General features: G+C 69.2%; 21 protein-coding genes. 14 read left to right on the forward strand and 7 right to left on the reverse strand.

The annotated features are described in order from the left end of the window. Both AX744_RS01830 and AX744_RS01835 read right to left on the reverse strand, forming a co-directional pair. The coding region (locus AX744_RS01830; protein ID WP_061015228.1) for a mandelate racemase/muconate lactonizing enzyme family protein at nt 1-906 on the reverse strand (906 nt) is incomplete at its 3' end. An 80-nt stretch (nt 907-986) separates the two neighbouring features. Continuing rightward, nucleotides 987-1,790: an IclR family transcriptional regulator gene (locus AX744_RS01835; protein ID WP_046748916.1), complete on the reverse strand. Its 804-nt coding sequence runs from the start codon at nt 1,788-1,790 to the stop codon at nt 987-989. A gap of 228 nt (nt 1,791-2,018) precedes the next feature. Here AX744_RS01835 and AX744_RS01840 point away from each other — a divergent pair, with 228 nt between their 5' ends. Genes AX744_RS01840 through AX744_RS01850 form a run of 3 tightly spaced genes read left to right on the forward strand, consistent with a single transcriptional unit; the run spans nt 2,019 to nt 5,179 of the window. Next, nucleotides 2,019-2,957, forward strand: coding sequence for a carbohydrate ABC transporter permease (locus tag AX744_RS01840; protein ID WP_045262209.1), 939 nt, complete (start codon nt 2,019-2,021; stop codon nt 2,955-2,957). Continuing rightward, a complete protein-coding gene (locus AX744_RS01845; RefSeq protein ID WP_052674532.1) occupies nt 2,957-3,814 on the forward strand; it encodes a carbohydrate ABC transporter permease in 858 nt (285 codons plus the stop codon). Before AX744_RS01840 ends, AX744_RS01845 begins: the two co-directional genes overlap by 1 nt. A gap of 51 nt (nt 3,815-3,865) precedes the next feature. Continuing rightward, nucleotides 3,866-5,179 (forward strand): extracellular solute-binding protein, encoded by a 1,314-nt coding sequence (locus AX744_RS01850; protein ID WP_061015229.1) that lies wholly within the window; start codon nt 3,866-3,868, stop codon nt 5,177-5,179. A gap of 75 nt (nt 5,180-5,254) precedes the next feature. Here the strand turns inward: AX744_RS01850 and AX744_RS01855 are convergent, their stop codons facing one another. Both AX744_RS01855 and AX744_RS01860 read right to left on the reverse strand, forming a co-directional pair. Further along, nucleotides 5,255-5,974 (reverse strand): SDR family NAD(P)-dependent oxidoreductase, encoded by a 720-nt coding sequence (locus AX744_RS01855; RefSeq protein ID WP_046748917.1) that lies wholly within the window; start codon nt 5,972-5,974, stop codon nt 5,255-5,257. After that, complete coding sequence (locus AX744_RS01860) at nt 5,971-6,864, reverse strand: dihydrodipicolinate synthase family protein (protein ID WP_231728721.1); 894 nt, start codon at nt 6,862-6,864, stop codon at nt 5,971-5,973. The genes AX744_RS01855 and AX744_RS01860 overlap by 4 nt, the downstream gene beginning before the upstream one ends. Before the next feature lie 137 nt (nt 6,865-7,001). On the opposite strand from AX744_RS01860, the gene AX744_RS01865 reads away from it, so the two are divergent. From AX744_RS01865 to AX744_RS01880, 4 genes are all read left to right on the forward strand, one after another. Further along, nucleotides 7,002-7,910, forward strand: coding sequence for an SMP-30/gluconolactonase/LRE family protein (locus AX744_RS01865; protein ID WP_061015231.1), 909 nt, complete (start codon nt 7,002-7,004; stop codon nt 7,908-7,910). Then, nucleotides 7,907-8,551, forward strand: a complete 645-nt coding sequence (locus AX744_RS01870; RefSeq protein WP_197429143.1) for a bifunctional 4-hydroxy-2-oxoglutarate aldolase/2-dehydro-3-deoxy-phosphogluconate aldolase — start codon at nt 7,907-7,909, stop codon at nt 8,549-8,551. Before AX744_RS01865 ends, AX744_RS01870 begins: the two co-directional genes overlap by 4 nt. A 101-nt stretch (nt 8,552-8,652) precedes the next feature. Further along, nucleotides 8,653-10,110, forward strand: coding sequence for an ABC transporter permease (locus AX744_RS01875; protein ID WP_061015232.1), 1,458 nt, complete (start codon nt 8,653-8,655; stop codon nt 10,108-10,110). A gap of 74 nt (nt 10,111-10,184) precedes the next feature. Further along, complete coding sequence (locus AX744_RS01880) at nt 10,185-10,931, forward strand: ABC transporter ATP-binding protein (RefSeq protein ID WP_058632438.1); 747 nt, start codon at nt 10,185-10,187, stop codon at nt 10,929-10,931. A gap of 84 nt (nt 10,932-11,015) precedes the next feature. Here the strand turns inward: AX744_RS01880 and gndA are convergent, their stop codons facing one another. Both gndA and AX744_RS01890 read right to left on the reverse strand, forming a co-directional pair. Then, nucleotides 11,016-12,470 carry an NADP-dependent phosphogluconate dehydrogenase gene (gene gndA, locus AX744_RS01885; RefSeq protein ID WP_058632437.1) on the reverse strand — a complete coding sequence of 485 codons (1,455 nt, stop codon included), beginning with the start codon at nt 12,468-12,470 and terminating at the stop codon, nt 11,016-11,018. 58 nt (nt 12,471-12,528) lie between these two features. Next, nucleotides 12,529-13,449: an NAD(P)-dependent oxidoreductase gene (locus AX744_RS01890; protein WP_061015233.1), complete on the reverse strand. Its 921-nt coding sequence runs from the start codon at nt 13,447-13,449 to the stop codon at nt 12,529-12,531. Between the two features lie 98 nt (nt 13,450-13,547). On the opposite strand from AX744_RS01890, the gene AX744_RS01895 reads away from it, so the two are divergent. From AX744_RS01895 to AX744_RS01925, 7 genes are all read left to right on the forward strand, one after another. Then, complete coding sequence (locus tag AX744_RS01895; RefSeq protein WP_058632435.1) at nt 13,548-14,606, forward strand: D-2-hydroxyacid dehydrogenase; 1,059 nt, start codon at nt 13,548-13,550, stop codon at nt 14,604-14,606. Between the two features lie 53 nt (nt 14,607-14,659). After that, the gene (locus AX744_RS01900; RefSeq protein WP_046748923.1) at nt 14,660-15,448 is read left to right on the forward strand and encodes an IclR family transcriptional regulator; all 789 of its coding nucleotides are present in this window, start codon (nt 14,660-14,662) and stop codon (nt 15,446-15,448) included. 145 nt (nt 15,449-15,593) lie between these two features. Continuing rightward, nucleotides 15,594-17,012 (forward strand): MFS transporter, encoded by a 1,419-nt coding sequence (locus tag AX744_RS01905; protein WP_046748924.1) that lies wholly within the window; start codon nt 15,594-15,596, stop codon nt 17,010-17,012. Further along, nucleotides 17,009-17,794 (forward strand): SDR family oxidoreductase, encoded by a 786-nt coding sequence (locus tag AX744_RS01910; RefSeq protein ID WP_046748925.1) that lies wholly within the window; start codon nt 17,009-17,011, stop codon nt 17,792-17,794. The genes AX744_RS01905 and AX744_RS01910 overlap by 4 nt, the downstream gene beginning before the upstream one ends. Beyond that, nucleotides 17,794-18,525: a fumarylacetoacetate hydrolase family protein gene (locus tag AX744_RS01915; protein ID WP_046748926.1), complete on the forward strand. Its 732-nt coding sequence runs from the start codon at nt 17,794-17,796 to the stop codon at nt 18,523-18,525. Before AX744_RS01910 ends, AX744_RS01915 begins: the two co-directional genes overlap by 1 nt. A 16-nt stretch (nt 18,526-18,541) precedes the next feature. Then, nucleotides 18,542-19,579: an alcohol dehydrogenase catalytic domain-containing protein gene (locus AX744_RS01920; protein WP_061015234.1), complete on the forward strand. Its 1,038-nt coding sequence runs from the start codon at nt 18,542-18,544 to the stop codon at nt 19,577-19,579. Next, entirely contained in the window at nt 19,576-20,067 is a 492-nt protein-coding gene (locus tag AX744_RS01925; protein WP_046748928.1) for a gluconokinase, read from the forward strand. Before AX744_RS01920 ends, AX744_RS01925 begins: the two co-directional genes overlap by 4 nt. A gap of 15 nt (nt 20,068-20,082) precedes the next feature. Here AX744_RS01925 and AX744_RS21180 read toward each other — a convergent pair whose 3' ends face one another. Further along, nucleotides 20,083-20,208 carry a hypothetical protein gene (locus tag AX744_RS21180; RefSeq protein ID WP_017828452.1) on the reverse strand — a complete coding sequence of 42 codons (126 nt, stop codon included), beginning with the start codon at nt 20,206-20,208 and terminating at the stop codon, nt 20,083-20,085. Between the last annotated feature and the right edge of the window lie 52 nt (nt 20,209-20,260).

Consider the following 20,260-nt stretch of genomic DNA (forward strand, 5'->3'; position numbering starts at 1 on the left):
GGCGACCGCCGAGATCGCGAGGCCCTCGGTGATGCCGGTACGGCCGATGTCGGGCTGCGTGAGGCCGACCGCGCGGCGGGTGAGCCAGTCGGTGAACTCGAAGCGGCTGCGCATCGCCTCGCCGACCGCGATCGGCGTCGCGAGCGCGGAAGCGAGGTCTCGGTGGCCCTCCACGTCTTCCGGAGCGAGTGGCGCCTCGAAGAACCAGGCCCTGCGGTCGTCGAGCTCCCGGCCGAGAGCACGGGCCTCGCCGAGGCGGTAGGTCCAGTGCGCGTCGAGCGCGACGTCGAGGTCGGGGTGAACGCCGCGGACCGCATCGTAGGTGGCGAGGTCGGTGCGGATGTCGACGCCGAGGTGCAGCTTGATGCGCCGCACGCCCCCTTCGACGAGCTCGGCCGTCTTCTCCGCGCGCTCGACGTCGTCTACGCCGCGGATGCCCGAGACGTACGTGGGCAGCACCTCGTGGAAGCGTCCGCCGGCGAGCTCCGAGACCGAGAGCCCGATCGCGTGACCCCAGAGGTCCCACAGGGCGATGTCGACGGCTGCCATGGCGTCGGCCTGATGGCCGGTGAGGTGCCCGCGCTCGCGCATCGACTCGGTCATCCGGTGCCAGAGCGTGCGCACCGAACGCGGGTCCTCGCCGAGGATGAGCGGGGCCAGCAGGTTGTCCACGATCGCCGCGACCACGACCGGGGCGACCGGAGCGAGCGCTTCGCCCCACCCGATCAGCCCCTCGTCGGTCTCGATCTTCACCAGCAGGGTCTCGTAACCGGGGGAGTACAGGCTCCGCCACGGTGGGCGGATCACATAGCCGCGGTGGTCGACGGCGGTGTCGCCCGCGTAGGAGTTGTTCGCCTCCTCCTTCGAGAGGTAGAGGGGAAAGGTCTGGACGCGCGTGATTCTCACAGGGGTCTCCAAAGACATCGATGGGCGAGCGGTCGGCGGCTGGTGCCGCGGTCAGGGGTAGGGAGCGTCGCGGCCGGGCGTCAGAGCGCGGCGAACGCGGATGCGGTGCGGGAAGGGCTGTATCCGAGGGCGACGGAGATCTCGTCGGCGGCTTCGATCAGCTGCAGCGCGAGCTCCTGATGCGGGGCGTGCAGATCCAACACGGACAGCGGGCCGCTCGCCGAGATGCCGGCCACGATCTCTCCCGCACGGTTGCGGATCGGGGCGGCGATGCAGGCGCGTCCGAAGGCGAGTTCCTCGATCTCGGTCGAGTAGCCGCGGCTGCGCGTCTCATCGAGCGCGAGCTGCATGGCCTCGCGGTCGACGATCGTGTGCGGGGTGAAGCGCTGCGGTGCCTGCGCGAAGTACTCGTCCACCTGCGCGTCGGTCATGCCGGAGAGCAGAGCCTTGCCGATGCCGGTGGCGTGCAGGGGACCCGTGCGGCCCGCCATGTCGAACGACTTCGGTGCGAGCGCCCCCTCGAAGTTGCACAGGTACATGAAGGTGAAGCCGCTGAGCTCGGCGACGTTCACACCGATCTCGATCCGGCGGGCGAGGTTCTGCGCGATCTGCCGCGCTGCGCGGAAGATGGGGGAGCCGTTGAGGGCGATCGTGCCGAGCGAGACGGCGGCCGGACCCAGGCGGTACAGGCCGGTGCGCGGGTCCTGGACCACGAACTTCATGCGGTCCAGCGCCGACATCATCCGCGAGACCGTGGACTGGCCGAGCCCGGTGAGGGTGCAGAGCTCCGAGACCCGCAGTTCGCCCGACTCCTCGGTGAAGCAGGCGAGCAACGACATCGCCCGTTCGACGGTCTGGGTGCCGCCCACCGATTCCGATGCCATGGTCACTCCTCCTCAGTACTGCCGCCGCGTGGGCGACGTCGCGGCTGGTCACCGCTGCCAGTCATCCTATTCAGAGAAATGGCTTCGAGCAACACAAATGTGGGTGTCGTATGCATTTTGTGGATTTCGCATCCGCATTGTGGTTAACTGGCCGCACGTCGACGTCGACGACTGTGACGACGACGCGCAGGGCCCCGCGGGGGTCGTCTCTACTGGAAAGTGACTGCAATGCAACAAGCCATACTCGAGCGGCCCGCAGAGAGCGAGCAGAAGGCCGTCGAGCCACGCTCCGGGCGACGCTCCACGCTGGGCGCGAAGGATCGCACCTTCGGTTTCATGATCGCACTTCCCGCGGTCCTCCTGTTCCTCGTGATCGCGATCTTCCCTCTCGTGTCGAGCATCTTCACGAGCCTGTTCGATCAATCTCTCCTGCGTCCGGAGCGCACGTTCGTCGGTCTCGACAACTACGCGGCCGTCTGGGACGAGTTCTTCGCGCGGCTCGGCACGACCCTCGTCTTCGCGTCGCTCTCCACGATCTTCCCGCTCGTGCTCGGCGTGGCCCTGGCGCTGCTGCTGAACGCCCGCATGCGCGGACGGAACATCCTGCGCGGGGCCCTCATGCTTCCCTGGCTGCTCCCCGGTGTGGTCGTCTCCTTCCTCTGGGCGTGGATCTTCAACGACAGCTACGGCGTCGTCAACCACGTGCTCTCGGTGTTCGGCCTTCCCGAGGTCAGCATGCTGGGCACCCCGACCGGCGCCATGGCGGCCGTGGTCATCGCCAAGACGTGGCACTCGTTCCCCTGGATCATGGTCGTGGCCCTCGCGGTGCTGCAGACCCTTCCGAGCGAGCAGATCGAGGCCGCCACCATCGACGGTGCGACTCGCGCGCAGCGGTTCCGCCACATCTCCCTGCCGCACATCGCAGGCCCCGTGACCCTCGTCGCCGTCCTGGAGTTCATCTACAACTTCGGCAACTTCGACACGATCTTCGTCATGACCGGTGGAGGGCCGGGCAACTCGACCACGACGCTCGCGGTCAGCCTCTACGATCTCGCCTTCGGCAGCTACGAGCTGGGCAAGGCCTCAGCCATGGGCACGCTCTGGCTGGTCCTGCTGGCCATCATCACCACCGGATACCTGTTCCTCAACCGACGGCTGGAGAAGTGATGCGCCGTAGTCGCGATGTGGGGGAGTCGATCATCCGCCCCCACCTGTCCATCCCGGGACGTGTCCTGCTCCTGCTGCTGGCGCTGTTCGGCCTGCTCCCGGTGTACTGGCTCACGGCCACCGCTTTCACGAAGAAGGAGGACGTCTTCTCCCTCGACCGTCCGTTCTTCCCTGTGGATCCGACCTTCGAGAACTTCATCGGCTTCTTCCAGAACGACCTGCTGCTGAAGAACCTCCTCAACAGCATCATCGTCTCCACCGGAACCGCTCTGCTCGCCGTCCTGGTCGGCGGACTGATGGCGTACTCCCTGTCGAAGTTCCGCTACCGCGGTCGCAACGCCGTGATGTTCATGTTCCTCATCGGTCAGCTGATCCCCGGTGCGCTGCTGCTCATCTCGCTCTACCTGATGCTGAGCTCGGCAGGGCTGCTGTACACCTATACGGCACTGATCATCTCGTTCACGACGTTCACGCTGCCGCTCGCGGTGTTCCTGCTGAAGGGCATCATCGACGCACTGCCGGACGACATCATCGAGGCGGCCAAGGTCGACGGACTCTCGCGCACGGGGACGATGTTCCGCATCGTGTTCCCGCTCGTGGTCCCCGGACTCATCACCGCCGGGATGTTCGCCTTCATGCGGGGCTGGAGCGATCTCCTCTTCGCCCTCACGCTCGCAGGACCCGACAAGCAGACGCTGCCGGCGGGTCTCACCCAGGCGTTCATCCGCGAGGGCACGGCGGACTGGCCCGCGCTCATGGCGGCGTCCCTGATCACCTCCCTCCCACTCGTCCTCATCTTCATCCTCCTGCAGCGCTACTTCGTCTCCGGCCTCGCCGCCGGGGCGGTCAAGGGATAGCGCCGCACCGCAGCACCGCTCGTCACCCCTCATCCCGAAGGAGCAGTCTCCATGAACATCTCGAACTCGCAGCTGAGCCGCCGAGCCTTCCTCGGAGGCGGAACCGTCCTGGCGGCGTTCGGCGCACTCGCGCTCGCCGGCTGTGCGACCCCCGCCGCCCCCGGCACCGGAGCCGGAGCCACGGCCGCAGGAGCCACCAAGGCCAAGACCATCAACTTCTACGGCAACTCGCTCGGCGAAGAGGCTCTGAAGTCGGCGTGGCAGGGCATCCTCGACGGCTTCTCGAAGCAGGAGGGCGTCAAGGTCGCCCCGGTCATCTACCCCTACGATCAGGCCGCCACGCAGCTGGCTCTGACCGGACGCTCCGGCAACCTCATGGGCGTCGGGCAGTCGGGCGGGTGGCAGGTGCTGACCCCCATGAACGTGCTCGCCGACCTCTCCGACCTCGCGAAGGGGCTGGGCATCCCGCAGGGTGTGCTCGACTCCTACACGATGGACGGCAAGCTGCTCGTGCTCCCGCTCACGGCTGCCGGTATCGGCATCATCACCAACGGCGAGATCGCGAAGAGCGTCGGCATCAAGTCGGGCATGACCGTGGAGCAGTTCGCCACGGCGCTCGAGAAGATCAAGAAGCAGGACTCGTCGCTGATCCCCTACGCCGCCGTCACGAAGAACCCCGACCTGAAGGACGCCGTCCCGTGGATGTGGGGCTTCGGCAGCGACGTGGTCACCGACGACCTGAAGTGCACCCTGGGAGATGCCGAGAGCGTCAAGGCCGTCACCTGGTACAAGTCCCTGCAGGATGCTGGTCTGACGCAGACGAACGTGGCACGCAGCGATGCCCGCATCCTGTTCGCGAGCGGTCGAGCGGCCCTGTACGACGATGCCCCGCTCGCGTCGACCTTCGTCAAGACGAACGGTGCGGCGCAGAACATCATCGACAACATCGGGGCCATCTCGCGCCCGACCGCCGGTGGCAAGGACTCGTTCAACCGGGCTTGGGGCAGTGGTGTCTTCGCGACGGCGGGTGAGGGAGAGCTCACGAGCCGCGACTTCATCCTCTACGCCGCGACGAACGTCGAAGCGGCGACCGCGCTCTACGAGAACTCCGCGGTGGCACCTGCCGCCAAGAGCGTCGCCGACAAGATCCCGGCCCTCGCGGCGGACAAGTTCCAGGGCGCGTTCCGCACCGAGGTCTCCGAGCATGCACGCGGTGCCGCGTGGGACCGCGTCGCGGTGACCGCGCAGATCGACGCCGCGATCGGCGCGGGTGTCGCGACGATCCTCGCCGGGCAGGTCGAGGTGCAGGCCGGCCTCAACGCGCTGAAGAAGGAAGTCCAGGGGCTGCTCGACGCCAACTCCTGATCGAGAGCTGCTGGAGATACGAAGAAGGCCGCGTCCCCGGAAAGGGACGCGGCCTTCTTCGTAGAGGTGAGCGGGTCAGAGCCAGCGTTCGCGCAGCACCGGCTTGAGCCAGGCCGCGGGGGAGGAGATCGACAGGCCGCCGTCGACCGCGATCGACGTGCCGGTGACGAAGGACGCGGCGTCGGAGGCGAGGAACGCCACGACGGACGCGACCTCCTCCGGACGGCCGATGCGTCCGAGCGGGTAGCCCTCGCTCTCGCCGGTGTCCTGCGCGGAGATGCTGCCCGGCTGCACGGCGTTCACGCGGATGCCTCGGGGGCCGTAGTCCAGCGCCAGCTGCCGTACGAGGCCGTCCACTCCGGCCTTGGCGGCTGCGTAGGCGGCCAAGGCCGGGGCGGCGAGCGACGAGTTCACGGAGGTCACCGCGACGATCGACGATCCGGCGGAGAGGCGGGGAAGAGCCGCGCGCGCCACGAAGAACGCCGAGTCGAGCGTGGCCCCCAGGGCGCCGCGCCAGTCTTCGTCGCTCGTGGTCTCGGCGCGGGCGATCGGCATGCGTCCGGCGGCGAGCACGACGACATCGAGTCGGCCGAGAGCCTGCTCCGCATCCGCGACGGCGCGATCGGCGGCCTCCGGCCGACTGCAGTCCGCGACGAGATACCGCGCGAAGACGGCGTCGTCGCTGTCATCGATCCCCACGCCGACGACGGTGTCCCCGCCGTCGGCGAAGGCGCGGGCGATCGCGAGACCGATGTCGGAGCTGCCGCCGATCAGCAGCACGCCGCGGCCGGTCACACGCGCACCGTGGTGGGGATGGGGGGAAGGGCGAGCTCGTCGATCACGAGCTTCACGGACGCACGGCTGCCGGAGTCGAGGCGCGACGCGGGGTAGCGGACCGTCGCGTAGTCGATGATGCCGCGCGCGACGAGAACCTCCTTGTGCACCGCCCATGCGATGCCGCCCTGCAGACCGATGAGCACGAGAGGGAGCATACGACGGAACTCGGCTCTGGCCTCGTCGACGCGCCCCTCCAGGAACCTGTCGAGCACCGGGCCGAGCAGGTCGGGGAACTCGCAGGCGGGCATCGTGCCGACGGCGCCCCTGGCGTACTCCTCCAGGCAGAACTGCGCGTTCTGTCCGCCGAGCACGGCGAAGTCGGGGTCATCGATCGCCGAGACCACGGCCCCGACCTTGGGTGCCGTCGGGGGAGCTTCCACCTTGACCGAGTCGACGCCGTCGAGCCGGGCGATCTCGGCGATCAGAGCCGGAGCCATCACCACGCCGGTGACGCCGGGAGCGTCCTGCACCATGACGGAGAGCGAGGTGGCCGCGGCCACGTCGCCGTAGAAGTCGACGAGCGTCGCTGCCGGCGGCTTCACCATGAACGGCGGAAGCACCATGAGCGCGTCGGCGCCCCCTTCCTCCGCGAGGAGCGCCTGCTCGATCGAGGTCGCGGTGGACGTGCCGTTGACGCCGGCGATCACCGGGATCCTGCCGTCGACCACCCGGACGACATCGTCCAGGATCGTCCGACGTTCCTCCGTCGTCAGTGCGAAGCCCTCGCTCGCCATGCCGAAGACGGCGACACCGTCGACCCCGGAGGCGAGCTGGAACTCGACCAGCCGACGCAGGCCGGCACGGTCGAGGGCGCCCGATTCGTCGAAGGGTGTTGCCAGGATGGGCATCAAGCCATGGAGTGTCGGAGCCATCAGCTGTTTCCCGCCTTCATCATCGTCTGTCCACATTTCTCGCAAGTGTTATGCATATTGTGAGATAGTCTGCCACATAACGGTTACGAGCTACCAGCGAAGGACGCCCCCGGATGTCGCACACCCTGCCCTCCCGAACCGTCGAGATCCTCTCCGACGCCCGATACGTCCAGGCCGAGTCTCCGCGGTGGGACGGTCGCGACGGCAGCCTCGCCTGGATCGACATGGCCACGGGTTCGCTGCACCGCGGGCGTATCGACGGCGGGCGAGTGATCCCCGGGTCCGCGGTCGTCGTCGGCGCGCAGATCGGTGCCCCGATCCCGCTCGCGCAGCCGGGGCAGGGCTGGCTGGTCGGAGTCGATCGTCGCGTCGTGCACGTGAGCGACGACGGAGCCGTCTGCCCACTCACGGATGACATCGCCGCACCGGGGGACTACATGAACGACGGCGGCGGTGATCCGGTCGGTCGCTTCTGGGTGGGCAGCCAGTCGATGCCCCGCGACCCGCACTGCACGCTGTGGAGCATCGACCCCGATGGTGAGCCGACTGCTCGCCTGGAAGGGGTCACGGTGTCCAACGGTCTCGCCTTCGACAGCACGGGATCCACGCTGTTCTACATCGACACTCTGCCGGACCGCAGCATCGAGGCCTTCGACGTGGCGCCGGACGGGGAGCTGTCGAATCGCCGCACGGTGTGCCGGGTCGAGGGCGGCAACCCCGACGGCATGGCGATCGACCTCGAGGGCATGCTCTGGGTCGCGGTCTGGGACGCCTCCGAGGTGCGCCGCTACTCTCCCGACGGTCAGCTCGTGGAGACCATCGTCCTTCCGGCGAAGCGTCCGACCGCCGTAGCCCTCGTTCACCGGTTGCTCGTGATCACCACCGCGAGCATCGGCCTGGCAGAACCAGCTGACGCCGACGGTGCGCTTCTCGGCGTGCAGGTCGAGGTCGGAGGGGTCCCCGCATACCCGTGGCGAGGTGCGGTGCCGACCGCCCGCATCGCAGGGGAGGGCGCGCTGTGAGCGCCGTCGACAACGACCAGCTGCGGGAACGGTTGCGCCGCACGCGGCTCGTCGCGATCCTCCGCGGAACCGACGTCGATGCGACGGTCGCCGCGGCACGGACCCTCCTGGAAGCCGGCGTGCGCACGCTCGAGATCGCGCTCACCCTCCCCGACGCGGAGGAGGCGATCGCGCAGGTGGTGCACGACGCTCCGATCGACGCGCTGATCGGCGCCGGCACCGTGCTCGACGAGGCGGATGTCGATCGCGCCGTATCCGCCGGCGCGCAGTTCATGGTCACCCCGACGCTCAGCGCATCTGTGCCCTACGCCGTCAGCTGCGGCATCGGCGTCCTGCCCGGTGTCTACACGCCGACGGAGGTCCAGCGCGGTCACGACCTCGGCAGCGCGGCGGTGAAGCTGTTCCCCGCGTCGGCACTCGGTCCCGGCTTCATCCGCGCCGTGCGTGATCCGTTCCCGCACGCGCGGATCATCCCCGTGGGAGGTGTGAGCGTCGACACCGTCGGCGACTTTCTCGCGGCCGGTGCCTTCGGCGTCGGGGTCGGTGGACCTCTGGTCGGCGATGCGGCGACCTCAGGCGGCGACCTCGACGCTCTCGCTGTCCGCGCCAGGGCATTCGTGGAGGCCGTGCGGGCGGTGTGATCCGCGCTCCATAGCGTTCTCATCACCGGACCCTCGATTCCGCTTATGCGCGATTCCTAACGTCGATCTCGCCCCGCGATGGCCGCGGCGGAAGGAGAGAGATGTACAGAACGTATCTGCGGCGCGAACTCGCCGGACGCAGGAAGCAGACCCTGATCGTCGCGATCGGGCTGGCGATCGCGATCGCACTGGTGATCGTGGTCAACGCCCTCACCGCGGGGGTGCGGGACGCCCAGGCGCAGGCTCTCGCGTCCGTCTACGGAGTCGGCACCGACCTCACGGTCACGGGCGCTGCCGCCGAGCCGGGCCAGGGGGAGGGGCCGCGCTTCGACTTCGATGCGGATGCCGGTGAGAGCGATGGTGAGACCACCACGCTCGCACAGTCCACGCTGCGAACCGACTTCCTGCGCGGCACCCTCGACTCGTCCGTGCTCGACACCGTCGCCGCGACCGACGGCGTCTCGGCGGCATCCGGGGCGCTGAGCCTCACGAACTCCACGTTCTCCGGCGAGGTGCCCAGCGGTGGATTCGCGCCGCAGGACGGCGAGCAGCCCGCCGCGCCGGAGGAAGGGCAGACGCCACCGGATGGCGCAGCGGGCGGCGGGGGCTCTTTCGGGGTGGACTCCTTCTCCGTGCTCGGCATCGATCCAGCTGCCACCGCCGTGGGACCGATGGCCTCGGCCACGGTCACGGACGGTCGCGGCCTCGACGCCGATGACGCCGAGGCACTGGTCGCCATGGTCGACAGCACGTACGCCTCCACGAACGGGATCACGGTCGGAGACACCATCGACGTGGCCGGCTCCGATGTGGAGGTCGTCGGGATCCTCGGATCCACGTCCGACAGTGCGGACACGGCGGCGAACGTGTATCTGCCGCTGCGCACAGCGCAGACGCTCGCCGGAGTCGACGACGTGATCTCCACCGTGTACGTCCAGGCCGATTCGGCCGCTTCGATCGATGCGGTCCAGTCCGCGCTCGCCGAAGAGCTCCCTGACGCCACCGTCACGTCGCAGTCCGAGCTCGCCTCGACGGTGTCGGGTTCCCTCTCCAGCGCCACGACGCTGATCACGAACCTCGGCACCTGGCTCTCCGTCATCGTCCTCGCCGTCGCTCTGCTGCTCTCCGTGCTGCTCACCCTCTCGGGCGTGGGCCGTCGCACCAGGGAGTTCGGAACCCTCAAGGCGATCGGCTGGTCGAACGGGCGGGTCGTTCGCCAGGTCGCGGGCGAGTCGATGGTGCAGGGACTCATCGGGGGAGCCGCGGGCCTCGTCCTGGGTGTCATCGGCATCGTGCTCATCAACGTCCTGCGTCCCACCGTCGCTGCGAGCGGGGGAAGTCAAGCAGGTCCTGGCGGCATGGGCGGTGGCCCGACCGGAGGCGGGGCGGTGTTCCAGGGACAGCAGACGGCGGACATCGTGCTCCAGGCACCTTTCACGCCGGGGGTGCTGCTGGCCGCCGTCGGACTCGCCGTGCTCGGCGGTGTCGTCGCCGGAGCGTTCGGCGGCTGGAGGGCCGCCCGTCTCCGTCCCGCCGAGGCGCTGCGCTCGGTCGCATGACCAGGTCTCGGGCGAACGATGAGCGACCGAACCCGACATCCCCGCAGAAGGACACCCCAGAGAAGGAGAAGACCATGATCACGGCAGACCTCGCACCGACGGCGCCGACAGACGGGAGGGAGCAACCGCTCTACCGTGTCACGGGCGTCACCCGGACGTACACGCAGAAGGGGCGCATCGTGAAAGTGCTGACGGGCGTGGACCTCGACATCATGTCCGGCGAGTTCGTCACGATCCAGGGCCCCACCGGAGGGGGCAAGTCGACCCTGCTGCAACTGCTCGGCGCCCTCGACACACCCTCCACCGGATCGCTTCTGCTGGACGGCAGCGAACTCGCGTCCGCTTCGAGCGCCGAGCTCACCCGGATCAGGGCGGAGGAGATCGGCTTCGTGTTCCAGGGGTTCAACCTGATCCCGACTCTCACCGCCACCGAGAACGTAGACATGGCGCTCGAGCCGCTGGGGGTCGACAGGGCCGAGCGACGCGCCAGGGTCGCGGAGGCTCTTGCCCACGTCGGTCTCGACGACAGAGGTGACCATCTGCCGGCGGAGCTCTCCGGAGGGCAGCAGCAGCGGGTCGCCATCGCGCGTGCCCTCGTCAAGAAGCCGCGAGTGCTGCTCGCCGACGAGCCGACGGGCAACCTCGATGAGAGCATGCGGGACGAGATCCTGGCGCTGCTCGAATCGCTGTGCGCCGAGGGGATCACGGTCATCGTGGTGACCCACGACTCGGCGGTGGCGCGGCGAGCGACCCGGCGTCTCCGTCTCGCGAAGGGCACGGTGCGCGACATCACGAGGGAGGGGCTCGCTGCGGCGCCGTGAGCGGCGAGCCGTCGTGACCCGCGGGGGTCATGATGCACGAAGGGCCGGGTACCTCGCGGTACCCGGCCCTTCGTCGACGGGACGTCAGTGCGTGTCTTCCGCCTCGATCTCGGTGCGGTCACCCGACCACAGCGTGTGGAAGGTGCCTGGCTTGTCGATGCGCTTGTAGGTGTGCGCGCCGAAGAAGTCGCGCTGTCCCTGCACGAGAGCGGCAGGCAGGCGATCGGCGCGGATGCCGTCGTAGTACGACAGCGACGACGAGAACGCCGGAGCCGGGATGCCCGCCTGCGCTGCGGTCACCACGACGCGACGCCACGACGACTGCGCCCGGGTGAACGCCTCGGCGAAGTAGGGTGCGGTCATCAGCACGGGGAGGTCGGGGGTCGCCGCGTAGGCATCGGCGATGCGGTTGAGGAACTGCGCACGGATGATGCAGCCGCCGCGCCAGATCTTGGAGATCGCGCCGAGGTCGATGTTCCAGCCGTACTCGGCCGCGCCGGCGCGGATCTCGTCGAAGCCCTGCGAGTAGGCGACGATCTTCGACGCATACAGTGCCAGGCGCACGTCCTCGATGAACTGCTCGGTGTCTTCGGCCGAGACCGTGAACTCCTCGTCGGGGCCGGGAAGGCCGCCGGCGACGGCGCGCTGCTCGGGGTGCGACGACAGCGAGCGGGCGAACGTGGCCTCGGCGATGCCCGACACCGGTACGCCGAGCGACAGCGCGGTCTGCACGGTCCAGGCGCCGGTGCCCTTGGCTCCCGCCTGGTCGAGGATCACGTCGACGAGCGGCTTGCCGGTCTCGGCGTCCACCTGGCGGAGCACCTCGGCCGTGATCTCGATCAGGTACGACTCGAGCTCGCCCCTGTTCCACTCGGCGAAGATCTCGGCGATCTCGGCGGGCGACTTGCCGGTGCCGCGGCGGATGAGGTCGTAGGCCTCGGCGATGAGTTGCATGTCGGCGTACTCGATGCCGTTGTGCACCATCTTGACGAAATGACCGGCGCCGTCGTGGCCGACGTGGGTGACGCAGGGCTCGCCTTCGGCGATCGCCGCGATGGACTTGAGGATCGGCCCGAGGGTGACCCACGACTCGTCCGAGCCGCCCGGCATGATCGAGGGTCCGGTGAGGGCGCCCTCCTCGCCGCCGGAGATGCCGGCGCCGACGAAGTTGATGCCGGTCTCGCGGACGGCCTTCTCGCGACGGATGGTGTCGGGGAAATAGGCGTTGCCGCCGTCGACGATGATGTCGCCCGGTTCGAACACCTCGACCAGCGAGTCGATCACCGCATCGGTCGGACCCCCGGCCTTGACCATGATGATCGCGGTGCGCGGCTTCTGCAGCGAGTCGGCGAACTCCTGGTAGGTGCGGGCCGGTACGAAGCCGGCCTCGGGGTGCTCGTCGAGGAGCGTCTGGGTCTTCTCGTAGCTGCGGTTGAAGATCGCCACCGTGTTGCCCTCGCGGCTGGCGAGGTTGCGGGCGAGGTTCGAGCCCATGACGGCGAGTCCGACGACTCCGATGTTCGCTGATGCTTCGGGCACAGAAGGCTCCTCGAGATCGTGAAGAAGGGGTGGTTTCAGAGTATCGCTGTCCGGGAGGTCAGTGGCGACCTGTGTCGTGAGAGGCGATGTCGTGAGAGGCGATGTCGCGGGAGGCGATGAAGCGCCGCGACACCGCGATGTCGCGGTCTCCGAGCCCGGCGGCGACGAGTTCGTCGAAAGCCGCACGCAGGGTGGGGAGCAGCACGGGCGCGGTGCCGGTGGCCTCGGCGATGTCGGCGGCGAAGCCGAGGTCCTTCACCATGTACTGCGCGATCCCGCTGGGGGAGTCGTCACCGGTGACGAGCTTCTCGCGGCGACTGTCGAGCAGGCGCGATCCGGCGTATCCGCCCGAGAGCAGCGACCAGAGCGCATCGAGGTCGAGTCCCGAGCGCTCGGCGAGCACCGTGGCTTCACCGAGCGCCATGATCGTGGCGGAGACCACGAGCTGGTTGCAGGCCTTGGCGACCTCGCCCGCGCCCAGCGGGCCGAGCAGCACAGGGTTGCCGCAGGGGGCGAGCACCTCGGCGGCGATCGCCGCGTCCTCCTGGTCCCCTCCGAGCATGATCGAGAGGGTTCCGGCGATCGCACCGTCCTCACCGCCGGAGACAGGGCAGTCGACGACTCGCACCCGTCCCTGCGTCTGTGCGCCCACCCGCTCCGCGAGCGCGCGCACGGCCGGCGCCGACGACGTGGACCCGATCAGGATGAGCAGGTCGCCGGCGTCGGCCAGCAACCCGTCCGGCCCGTCGAGCATGGCTTCGAAAGGGGGGAGGTCGGGCAGCATCATGAGAAGGACGTCTACTCTGGAGGCGAGTTCGCGTGGCGTCTCCGCCCAGGAGGCACCGGCAGCCAGCAGTTCCGGCTGAGGGCGGCGGGCATGGATGACGAGCCGACCGTGCGCGGCGAGCAGATGGTCCGCCATCGGGCGACCCATCGCGCCGAGGCCGACCACGCCGACGGTGGCAGGTGTGTTGCTCATGCGCACACCGTAGCAACAATCCAACAGATAGAACAGTGTCCAACAGGATGGAACTGGGCTAAGGTGAGTGATTCAGACTTCCCGAGGAGGGGACCAAGATGACGGGGACCGAGAAGAAGCTGCGTGCCGTCGTGGCGGTGCCGCTGCGGGAAGAGCTGTGCCGACTGATCGAGGAGCTCGAGCCGCGCCTCGAGGTGCTCCGCGACCACGATCTGATGCCGCCGATGCGGGGTCCTGCCGACTGGTCGGGTGATCCTCAGTACACGCGCACGCCGGAGCAACAGCAGGCCTTCGATGCGCTGGTCGATTCCGCAGACGTGCTCTTCGGGATCCCCGATGTCGACGCGGGGGCTCTGGCTCGCACGGTGGCTGCGAACCCGCGGCTGCGCTGGGTCATGACGACCGCGGCCGGGGGTGGAGCCTCGGTCAAGGCTGCCGGCCTCGACCGTTCCCAGCTCGACCGTGTGGTCTTCACCACCAGCGCCGGCGTGCACGGCGGCCCGCTCGCGGAGTTCGCGGTGTTCGGGGTCATGGCCGGTGCGAAGAACCTCCCGCGCCTCCTCGCCGACCAGGGAACGCGCACCTGGCCGGATCGCTGGGAGATGCGTCAGCTCGACGAGATGACGGTCCTGGTCGTCGGTCTCGGCGGCATCGGCTCGGAATGCGCACGGCGCTTCCATGCGCTCGGCGCGCGGGTGTGGGGCACGACGCGCTCGGGTGAGCCGGTGGCGGGTGTGGATCGTCTCGTGCCGTTGGGCGAGCTGACCGAGGCCGTGGCCGGTGTCGACGCGATCGTCGTCACCCTTCCCGGCACGGCGCAGACGCACCATCTGATCGGCGCCGACGTGCTCGAGGCCGTCAAGCCCGGTGCGATCATCGCCAACGTGGGCCGCGGCACCGTTATCGACGAGGTCGCGCTGCTCGGCGCGCTCGACGATGGTCGCGTGGCCTTCGCCGCCCTCGACGTGTTCGAGCAGGAGCCGCTCGATGCCGCCTCGCCGCTGTGGGGGCACCCGAACGTGCTGGTGAGCCCGCACACCGCAGCCCTCAGCTCCAAGGAGGAGGAGCGGATCGCTCGACGCTTCGCGGAGAACGCGGCACGCCTGCTGGACGGCGAGCCGCTGGCCGCCGTGGTCGATACGGTCGAGTTCTACTGATCGACCTGCAGGTCTTCACCGCCTGAGGGATCCCGAGCGCGAAAGGCGCGGCCATGGATGACGACACCCGCGAGGGGCGAGACCCCGCACCCGCCGTGACCCGCAGCATCCGCCTGCTCGGGATCCTCGCCGAGGCCGGTGGCCCGCGCACGCTCACCGAGCTGGCCGGGGACCTGGGACTGGCGAAGTCGTCGACCGCGAACCTCTGTCTCGCGCTCGAGGCCGGCGGCATGGTCGACCGCACGCCGCAGGGTTACCGCCTCGGCGTGCGCACCGCCGAACTGGGTGGCGCGTTCGCCGCGCAGTTCAACCAGGTGCGGGAGTTCTACAGCGTGTGCGAGGCCTCGCCGCAGCTCGCCTCCGAACTGGTGCAGGTCGCCATGCTCGACGGCACGGACGCGTTGTACCTCGCCCGTCACGAGGGCTCGCGCTCGCTCCGTCTCGGCACCCCGCTCGGGTCTCGTCTCCCGGCCCCGCTGTCGGCGACCGGACGCGCGCTCCTCGCCGCGATGAGCGACGACGAGGTGACCGAACTCCTCGGTGCTGACGCCGTCTTCCCGCAGCTCACCGAGCGCAGCGCGACCACCATGTCGGGGCTTCTCGAAGTGCTCGCCACAGCCCGCCGCAGAGGCTGGGCGCTGGACGCGGAGGAATCCTTCCGCGGCATCGTCGGCGTGGCCGTGCCCCTGGAGGGGTGGGCGCCGACCGATCCGCCGCTCGCACTCGGTGTCGCGATCCGTGCGGCCGAGGCCGACTACGAGCGGATCGAGCGTGTGGGCGAGGCACTGCGCGAGGCCGCCGCCGCGCTCACGAATCCGTTCAGCGCTGCCGTCCGACGCTGACCTCCCCGGACGCGCCGCCGCCCTCCTGAGGGGTGGCGATTCTTCGTGCGCGAGAAAGCGGGCCACAACCCGTCCAAAGGGTTGAACGGAATTCAACAGGCTGGTACAGTCGTCATCACGCCGCAGGCGAAGCCGATCGAAGGAGATGGCCGTGACAGACCCCCGCACCTCAGCCCGAGCAGCGTCGGACGACCCGGAATACGCGGCGAATCTGCGCCGCGCGACGCTCGCGTCGAGCATCGGCAGCGCGCTGGAGTACTTCGACTTCGCGCTCTACGGCCTCTCGACCGCCCTGATCTTCAACGTCCTGTTCTTCCCCCAGGACGACCCGGCCATGGCGACGGTCGCCGCGTTCGCGACCTTCGGCGTCGGATTCCTGGCGCGTCCGTTCGGTGGACTGTTCTTCGGTGTCCTGGGCGACAAGCTCGGACGCAAGTGGGTGCTGGTCGCGACCATCGTGCTGATGGGTGGAGCCTCCACGGCGATCGGGTTGCTTCCCACGTACGCCGCGATCGGCGTGTGGGCGCCGATCCTGCTGGTGCTGATGCGACTGCTGCAGGGCTTCGGTGCCGGTGCAGAGCAGGCAGGGGCGACCGTGCTGATGGCCGAGTACGCGCCGGTGAAGCGCCGCGGCTTCTTCTCGGCTCTTCCGTTCGTCGGCATCCAGGCGGGCACGCTGCTCGCTGCGGTCGTCTTCGGCCTGATCACCCTGCTCCCCGAGGACCAGCTGCTGAGCTGGGGATGGCGCGTGCCGTTCCTCGCCTCCTTCGCGCTGATCCTGCTGGCGCTGTTCATCCGGATGCGGCTGCGGGAGACGCCGACGTTCGTCGAACTCGAGAAGCACGAGCAGATCGCCGATCGTCCGATCCGGGAGATCTTCACGCATGGTCTCCCCGGCGTGATCGTGGGCGTCGGGTTGCGCATGGCGGAGAACGGCGGCTCGTACATGTTCCAGACGCTCGGCCTCGCCTTCTTCGTGACGGTGGTCGGCGACACCGCCGACAAGAGCCTGCTCACCTGGGGCGTCACCCTCGGCTCGCTGATCGGCGTCTTCTCCGTGCCGTTCACAGGGCACCTGTCCGACCGCTTCGGCCGCCGCACGGTGTACCGGTTCGGTGCGGTCTTCATGCTCGTCTACACGTTCCCCGCATGGTGGCTCCTGTCGCTCGGGAACTACGCCATCGCGATCGGTGTGATCGCGATCGGCATCGGCGTGGCGGTGAACAGCATGCTCGGACCGCAGTGCGCCATGCTCCCCGAACTCTTCGGAAACCGTCACCGGTACCTCGGCGTCGCCATGGCCCGCGAGATCTCCGCCGTGCTCGCCGGCGGCCTCGCCGGTGTCCTCGGCGCGTACCTGATCGCGGTCAGCGACGGCAACTGGGTTCTGCTGGCCATCTACATGGCGGTGCTCGCTCTCATCACGACCGCATCGACGTTCCTCGCTCCCGAGACCCTCCGTCGCGACCTCACCCGCGTCGACGACGCGATCAAGGTCTCGCGCGCCGAGGCCGGCGACGACGTGTTCGCCACCACCGTCTCGATCAAGGCTGTGGGGCGATGACGGCATTGCCTGCGGGACTGGCTGCCTTCGATCTCACGGGGCGGACGGCGCTGGTCACCGGGTCGAGCCAGGGCATCGGGAAGACGCTCGCCGCGGGGCTGGCCGGAGCCGGAGCGACCGTCGTCGTGCACGGGCGCGATGCGGCGAAGGCGCACGCGTCGGCGAGGGAGATCTCCCGCACGACCGGGGCCGACGTGCACAGCGTCGTCTTCGACGTGACCGATGCTGCAGCGGTCGACGAGGGGATGAACGCGGTCGAACGGCTGGTCGGCGCCCCTGACATCCTCGTCAACAACGCCGGTGTCCAACGACGCGCGCCCATCGCCGAGTTCGCGGACGAGGACTGGGATGCACTCGTGCAGACCAACCTGTCCAGCGTCTTCCACCTGTCACGTCGGGTCTCCGCCGGGATGATCGCGCGCGGTTCGGGCAAGATCATCCAGATCGGCAGTGTCCAATCTCAGCTCGCCCGTCCTTCGATAGCGGCGTATGCGGCGACCAAGGGCGCGATCGTGATGTTCACGAAGGGCCTGTGCGCCGACCTCGCCCCGCACGGCATCCAGGCCAACGCGATCGCCCCCGGGTACTTCGCCACCGAGCTCACGAAGGCGCTCGTCGCCGACGAGCAGTTCTCGGACTGGGTGCGCGGACGGACCCCCGCCGGTCGGTGGGGAGACACCGAGGATCTCGTCGGCGCTCTGCTGTTCCTTGCGAGCTCCGCGAGCGACTTCGTCAACGGGCAGACGCTGTTCGTCGACGGCGGCATGACGGCGGTCGTCTGATGCGCATCGGTCGCGTCGCCGCACCCGGTGGCCCCGTGTGGGTGCGGGACGGCATCCACGGCCCGGTGCCGATCACCGACCCCTTCGCGGCCTTCGCCGGCGGGACCGAGCCGGGAGACATCGGCGAGACCGTCGAGGGGACCGTCATCGCGCCGGTGGATCCGGTCGTCATCATCGGCATCGCCCAGAACGGCCCTGACCACGCCTCGCCGGTGCAGGCGTGGCTCAAGAGCCCGCGCACCGTGGTCGGCAGCGGGGTGACGGTGACGCTGCGCCGCGACGCCGGTGCACAGGTGGCTGAGGGCGAGATCGCCGTCGTGATCGGACGCCCGACCGCAGGGCTGACGGCGCAGAACGCGCAGGAGTACGTCCTCGGCGTCACCGCCGTGAACGACCTCTCCAGTCCCGAGCGTGCCGAGGTCGACCCGCGCAACTTCGAGTCGAAGTCGGGGGAGGGCTACACCCCGCTGGGTCCCTGGATCGACACCGACGCAGGCATCGACGATGTGACGCTCGAGGTGGCGATCGACGGTCGCCGCGTCGCCGCCACCGGGAGCGCTCAGCTGCCGATGTCGATCCGGGAATGCCTCGCGTATGTGGCCGCGTGGTCACCGCTGGGTCCCGGGGACGTCATCATGACCGGCGCGCCGCACTCCCAGGCGGTCGTGGCGCCAGGACAGACCGTGACCGTCGATGTGGCGGGCATCCGATTGGTCACGCCCTTCGTGTGACCGGGGAAGGAGCGCGGTGGAGAACCTCGCTGTGGTGGCGCATGCCGCCGACGATCTGCGGATCGAAGACATCGGTGCGCCGATGGCCCGAGCGGACGAGGCCGTGGTCGACGTGGCCTTCGGGGGCGTCTGTGGGTCAGACCTCCACTACTGGCGGCACGGAGCCGCCGGGGCCTCCGTGCTGCGGGAGCCGATGATCCTCGGGCACGAGGTGTCCGGTGTCGTGACGGTCGCCGCAGCCGACGGCTCGGGGCCGGCAGTCGGCACGCCCGTGGCCGTCCACCCGCTCACCGCGCACGGGGACGGGCGCACACCCTGGCCGGCCGAGCATCCCAACCTCGCACCGGCATCGACGTATCTCGGGTCGGCGATGCACCTGCCTCACACTCAGGGGGCCTTCGCCCGTCGCGTGGCGCTCCCCGCGCGGATGCTGCACGCTCTCCCCACCGGCCTCGATCTGCGCACGGCGGCGTTGGCCGAACCTGCCGCGGTCGCCTGGCACGGTGTGCGGCGAGCCGGCGACGTCCGAGGTCGCAGCGTCGTGGTCATCGGCGCCGGACCCATCGGCCAACTCGTCGCGGCCGTCGCCCAGCGGGAGGGGGCCAGCTCCGTGACGGTCACCGATCTGCAGCAGCTGCCGCGGGAGATCGCCGAAGCGCGTGGCATCCTGTCGATCGACGCCAGGGCGGAGAGCGAGATCTCCGAGCTGCACGCCGATGTCGTGATCGAATCCAGCGGCACCGTCCCCGGTCTCGCGGCCGCCGTCTCCGCCGCCGTCCGCGGGGGCGTGGTGGTGATGCTGGGGCTGCAGCGCGGGGGCGACGTGCCGGCGCCGATGGCCACCGCGATCACGCGCGAACTCACCCTGCGCGGATCGTTCCGCTTCGGGGCGGAGTTCGACGAGGTCATCGCCGCTCTCGCCGACGGCAGCCTCGACGTGCGCGGTATCATCAGCCACGTGCTGCCGGTCGACGATGCGCTCGAGGCGTTCGCACGGGCCGCCGACCCTGCGAGCTCCTGCAAGGTGCTCATCGACTTCGGAAGAGGCGCATGAGCGTGCGCATCGTGGTGATGGGTCCGAGTGGCTCCGGCAAGTCGACGGTGGGCGCGTTCCTGGCCGACTCTCTCGGAGCGCGGTTCATCGACGGCGATGACCTGCATCCGCCGGAGAACGTCGGCAAGATGGCCGCTGGAGTTCCGCTGGACGATGCGGATCGACAGCCCTGGCTCCGCCTCGTCGGGAAGACCCTCCAGGCGGAGGAGCGCGTCGTCGTCGCGTGCTCAGCCCTTCGACGCGTCTATCGCGACCTCATCAGAGACGAGGCGCCGGAGGCATTCTTCGCCGAACTGGCGATCGGTCGCGACGTCCTCGAGGAGCGGATGCGCCTGCGCGTGGATCACTTCATGCCGGCCGCACTGCTGGATTCCCAGCTGCAGACCCTCGAGTCGCTCGATGCGGACGAAGAGGGCATCAGCATCGACGCGGCGGCGGACGTGCGGACCGCGTCCGCGCTCATCGCCGCGGCGGTGGGGCAGCGCTAGCGCCGCTGTCGCTCGTCAGTCCTTGCGGTAACCCGAGCGGCCCATCGCGAACAGCGCGATGAACGAGGTGACGGCCGCGCACACGGTCATGGCGCCGATCAGCCAGAGGAGTGCGTGCGAGAGGAAGGCGCCGTCGAGCATGGGGGTTCTCCGTGTTCTGCAGAAAAAGGACCGGTGTCCTCAGCCTATCGGG

It is taken from the genome of Microbacterium sp. CCH5-D1 (assembly GCF_001557335.1).
In the GTDB taxonomy this organism is placed as follows: Bacteria; Actinomycetota; Actinomycetes; order Actinomycetales; family Microbacteriaceae; genus Microbacterium; species Microbacterium oxydans.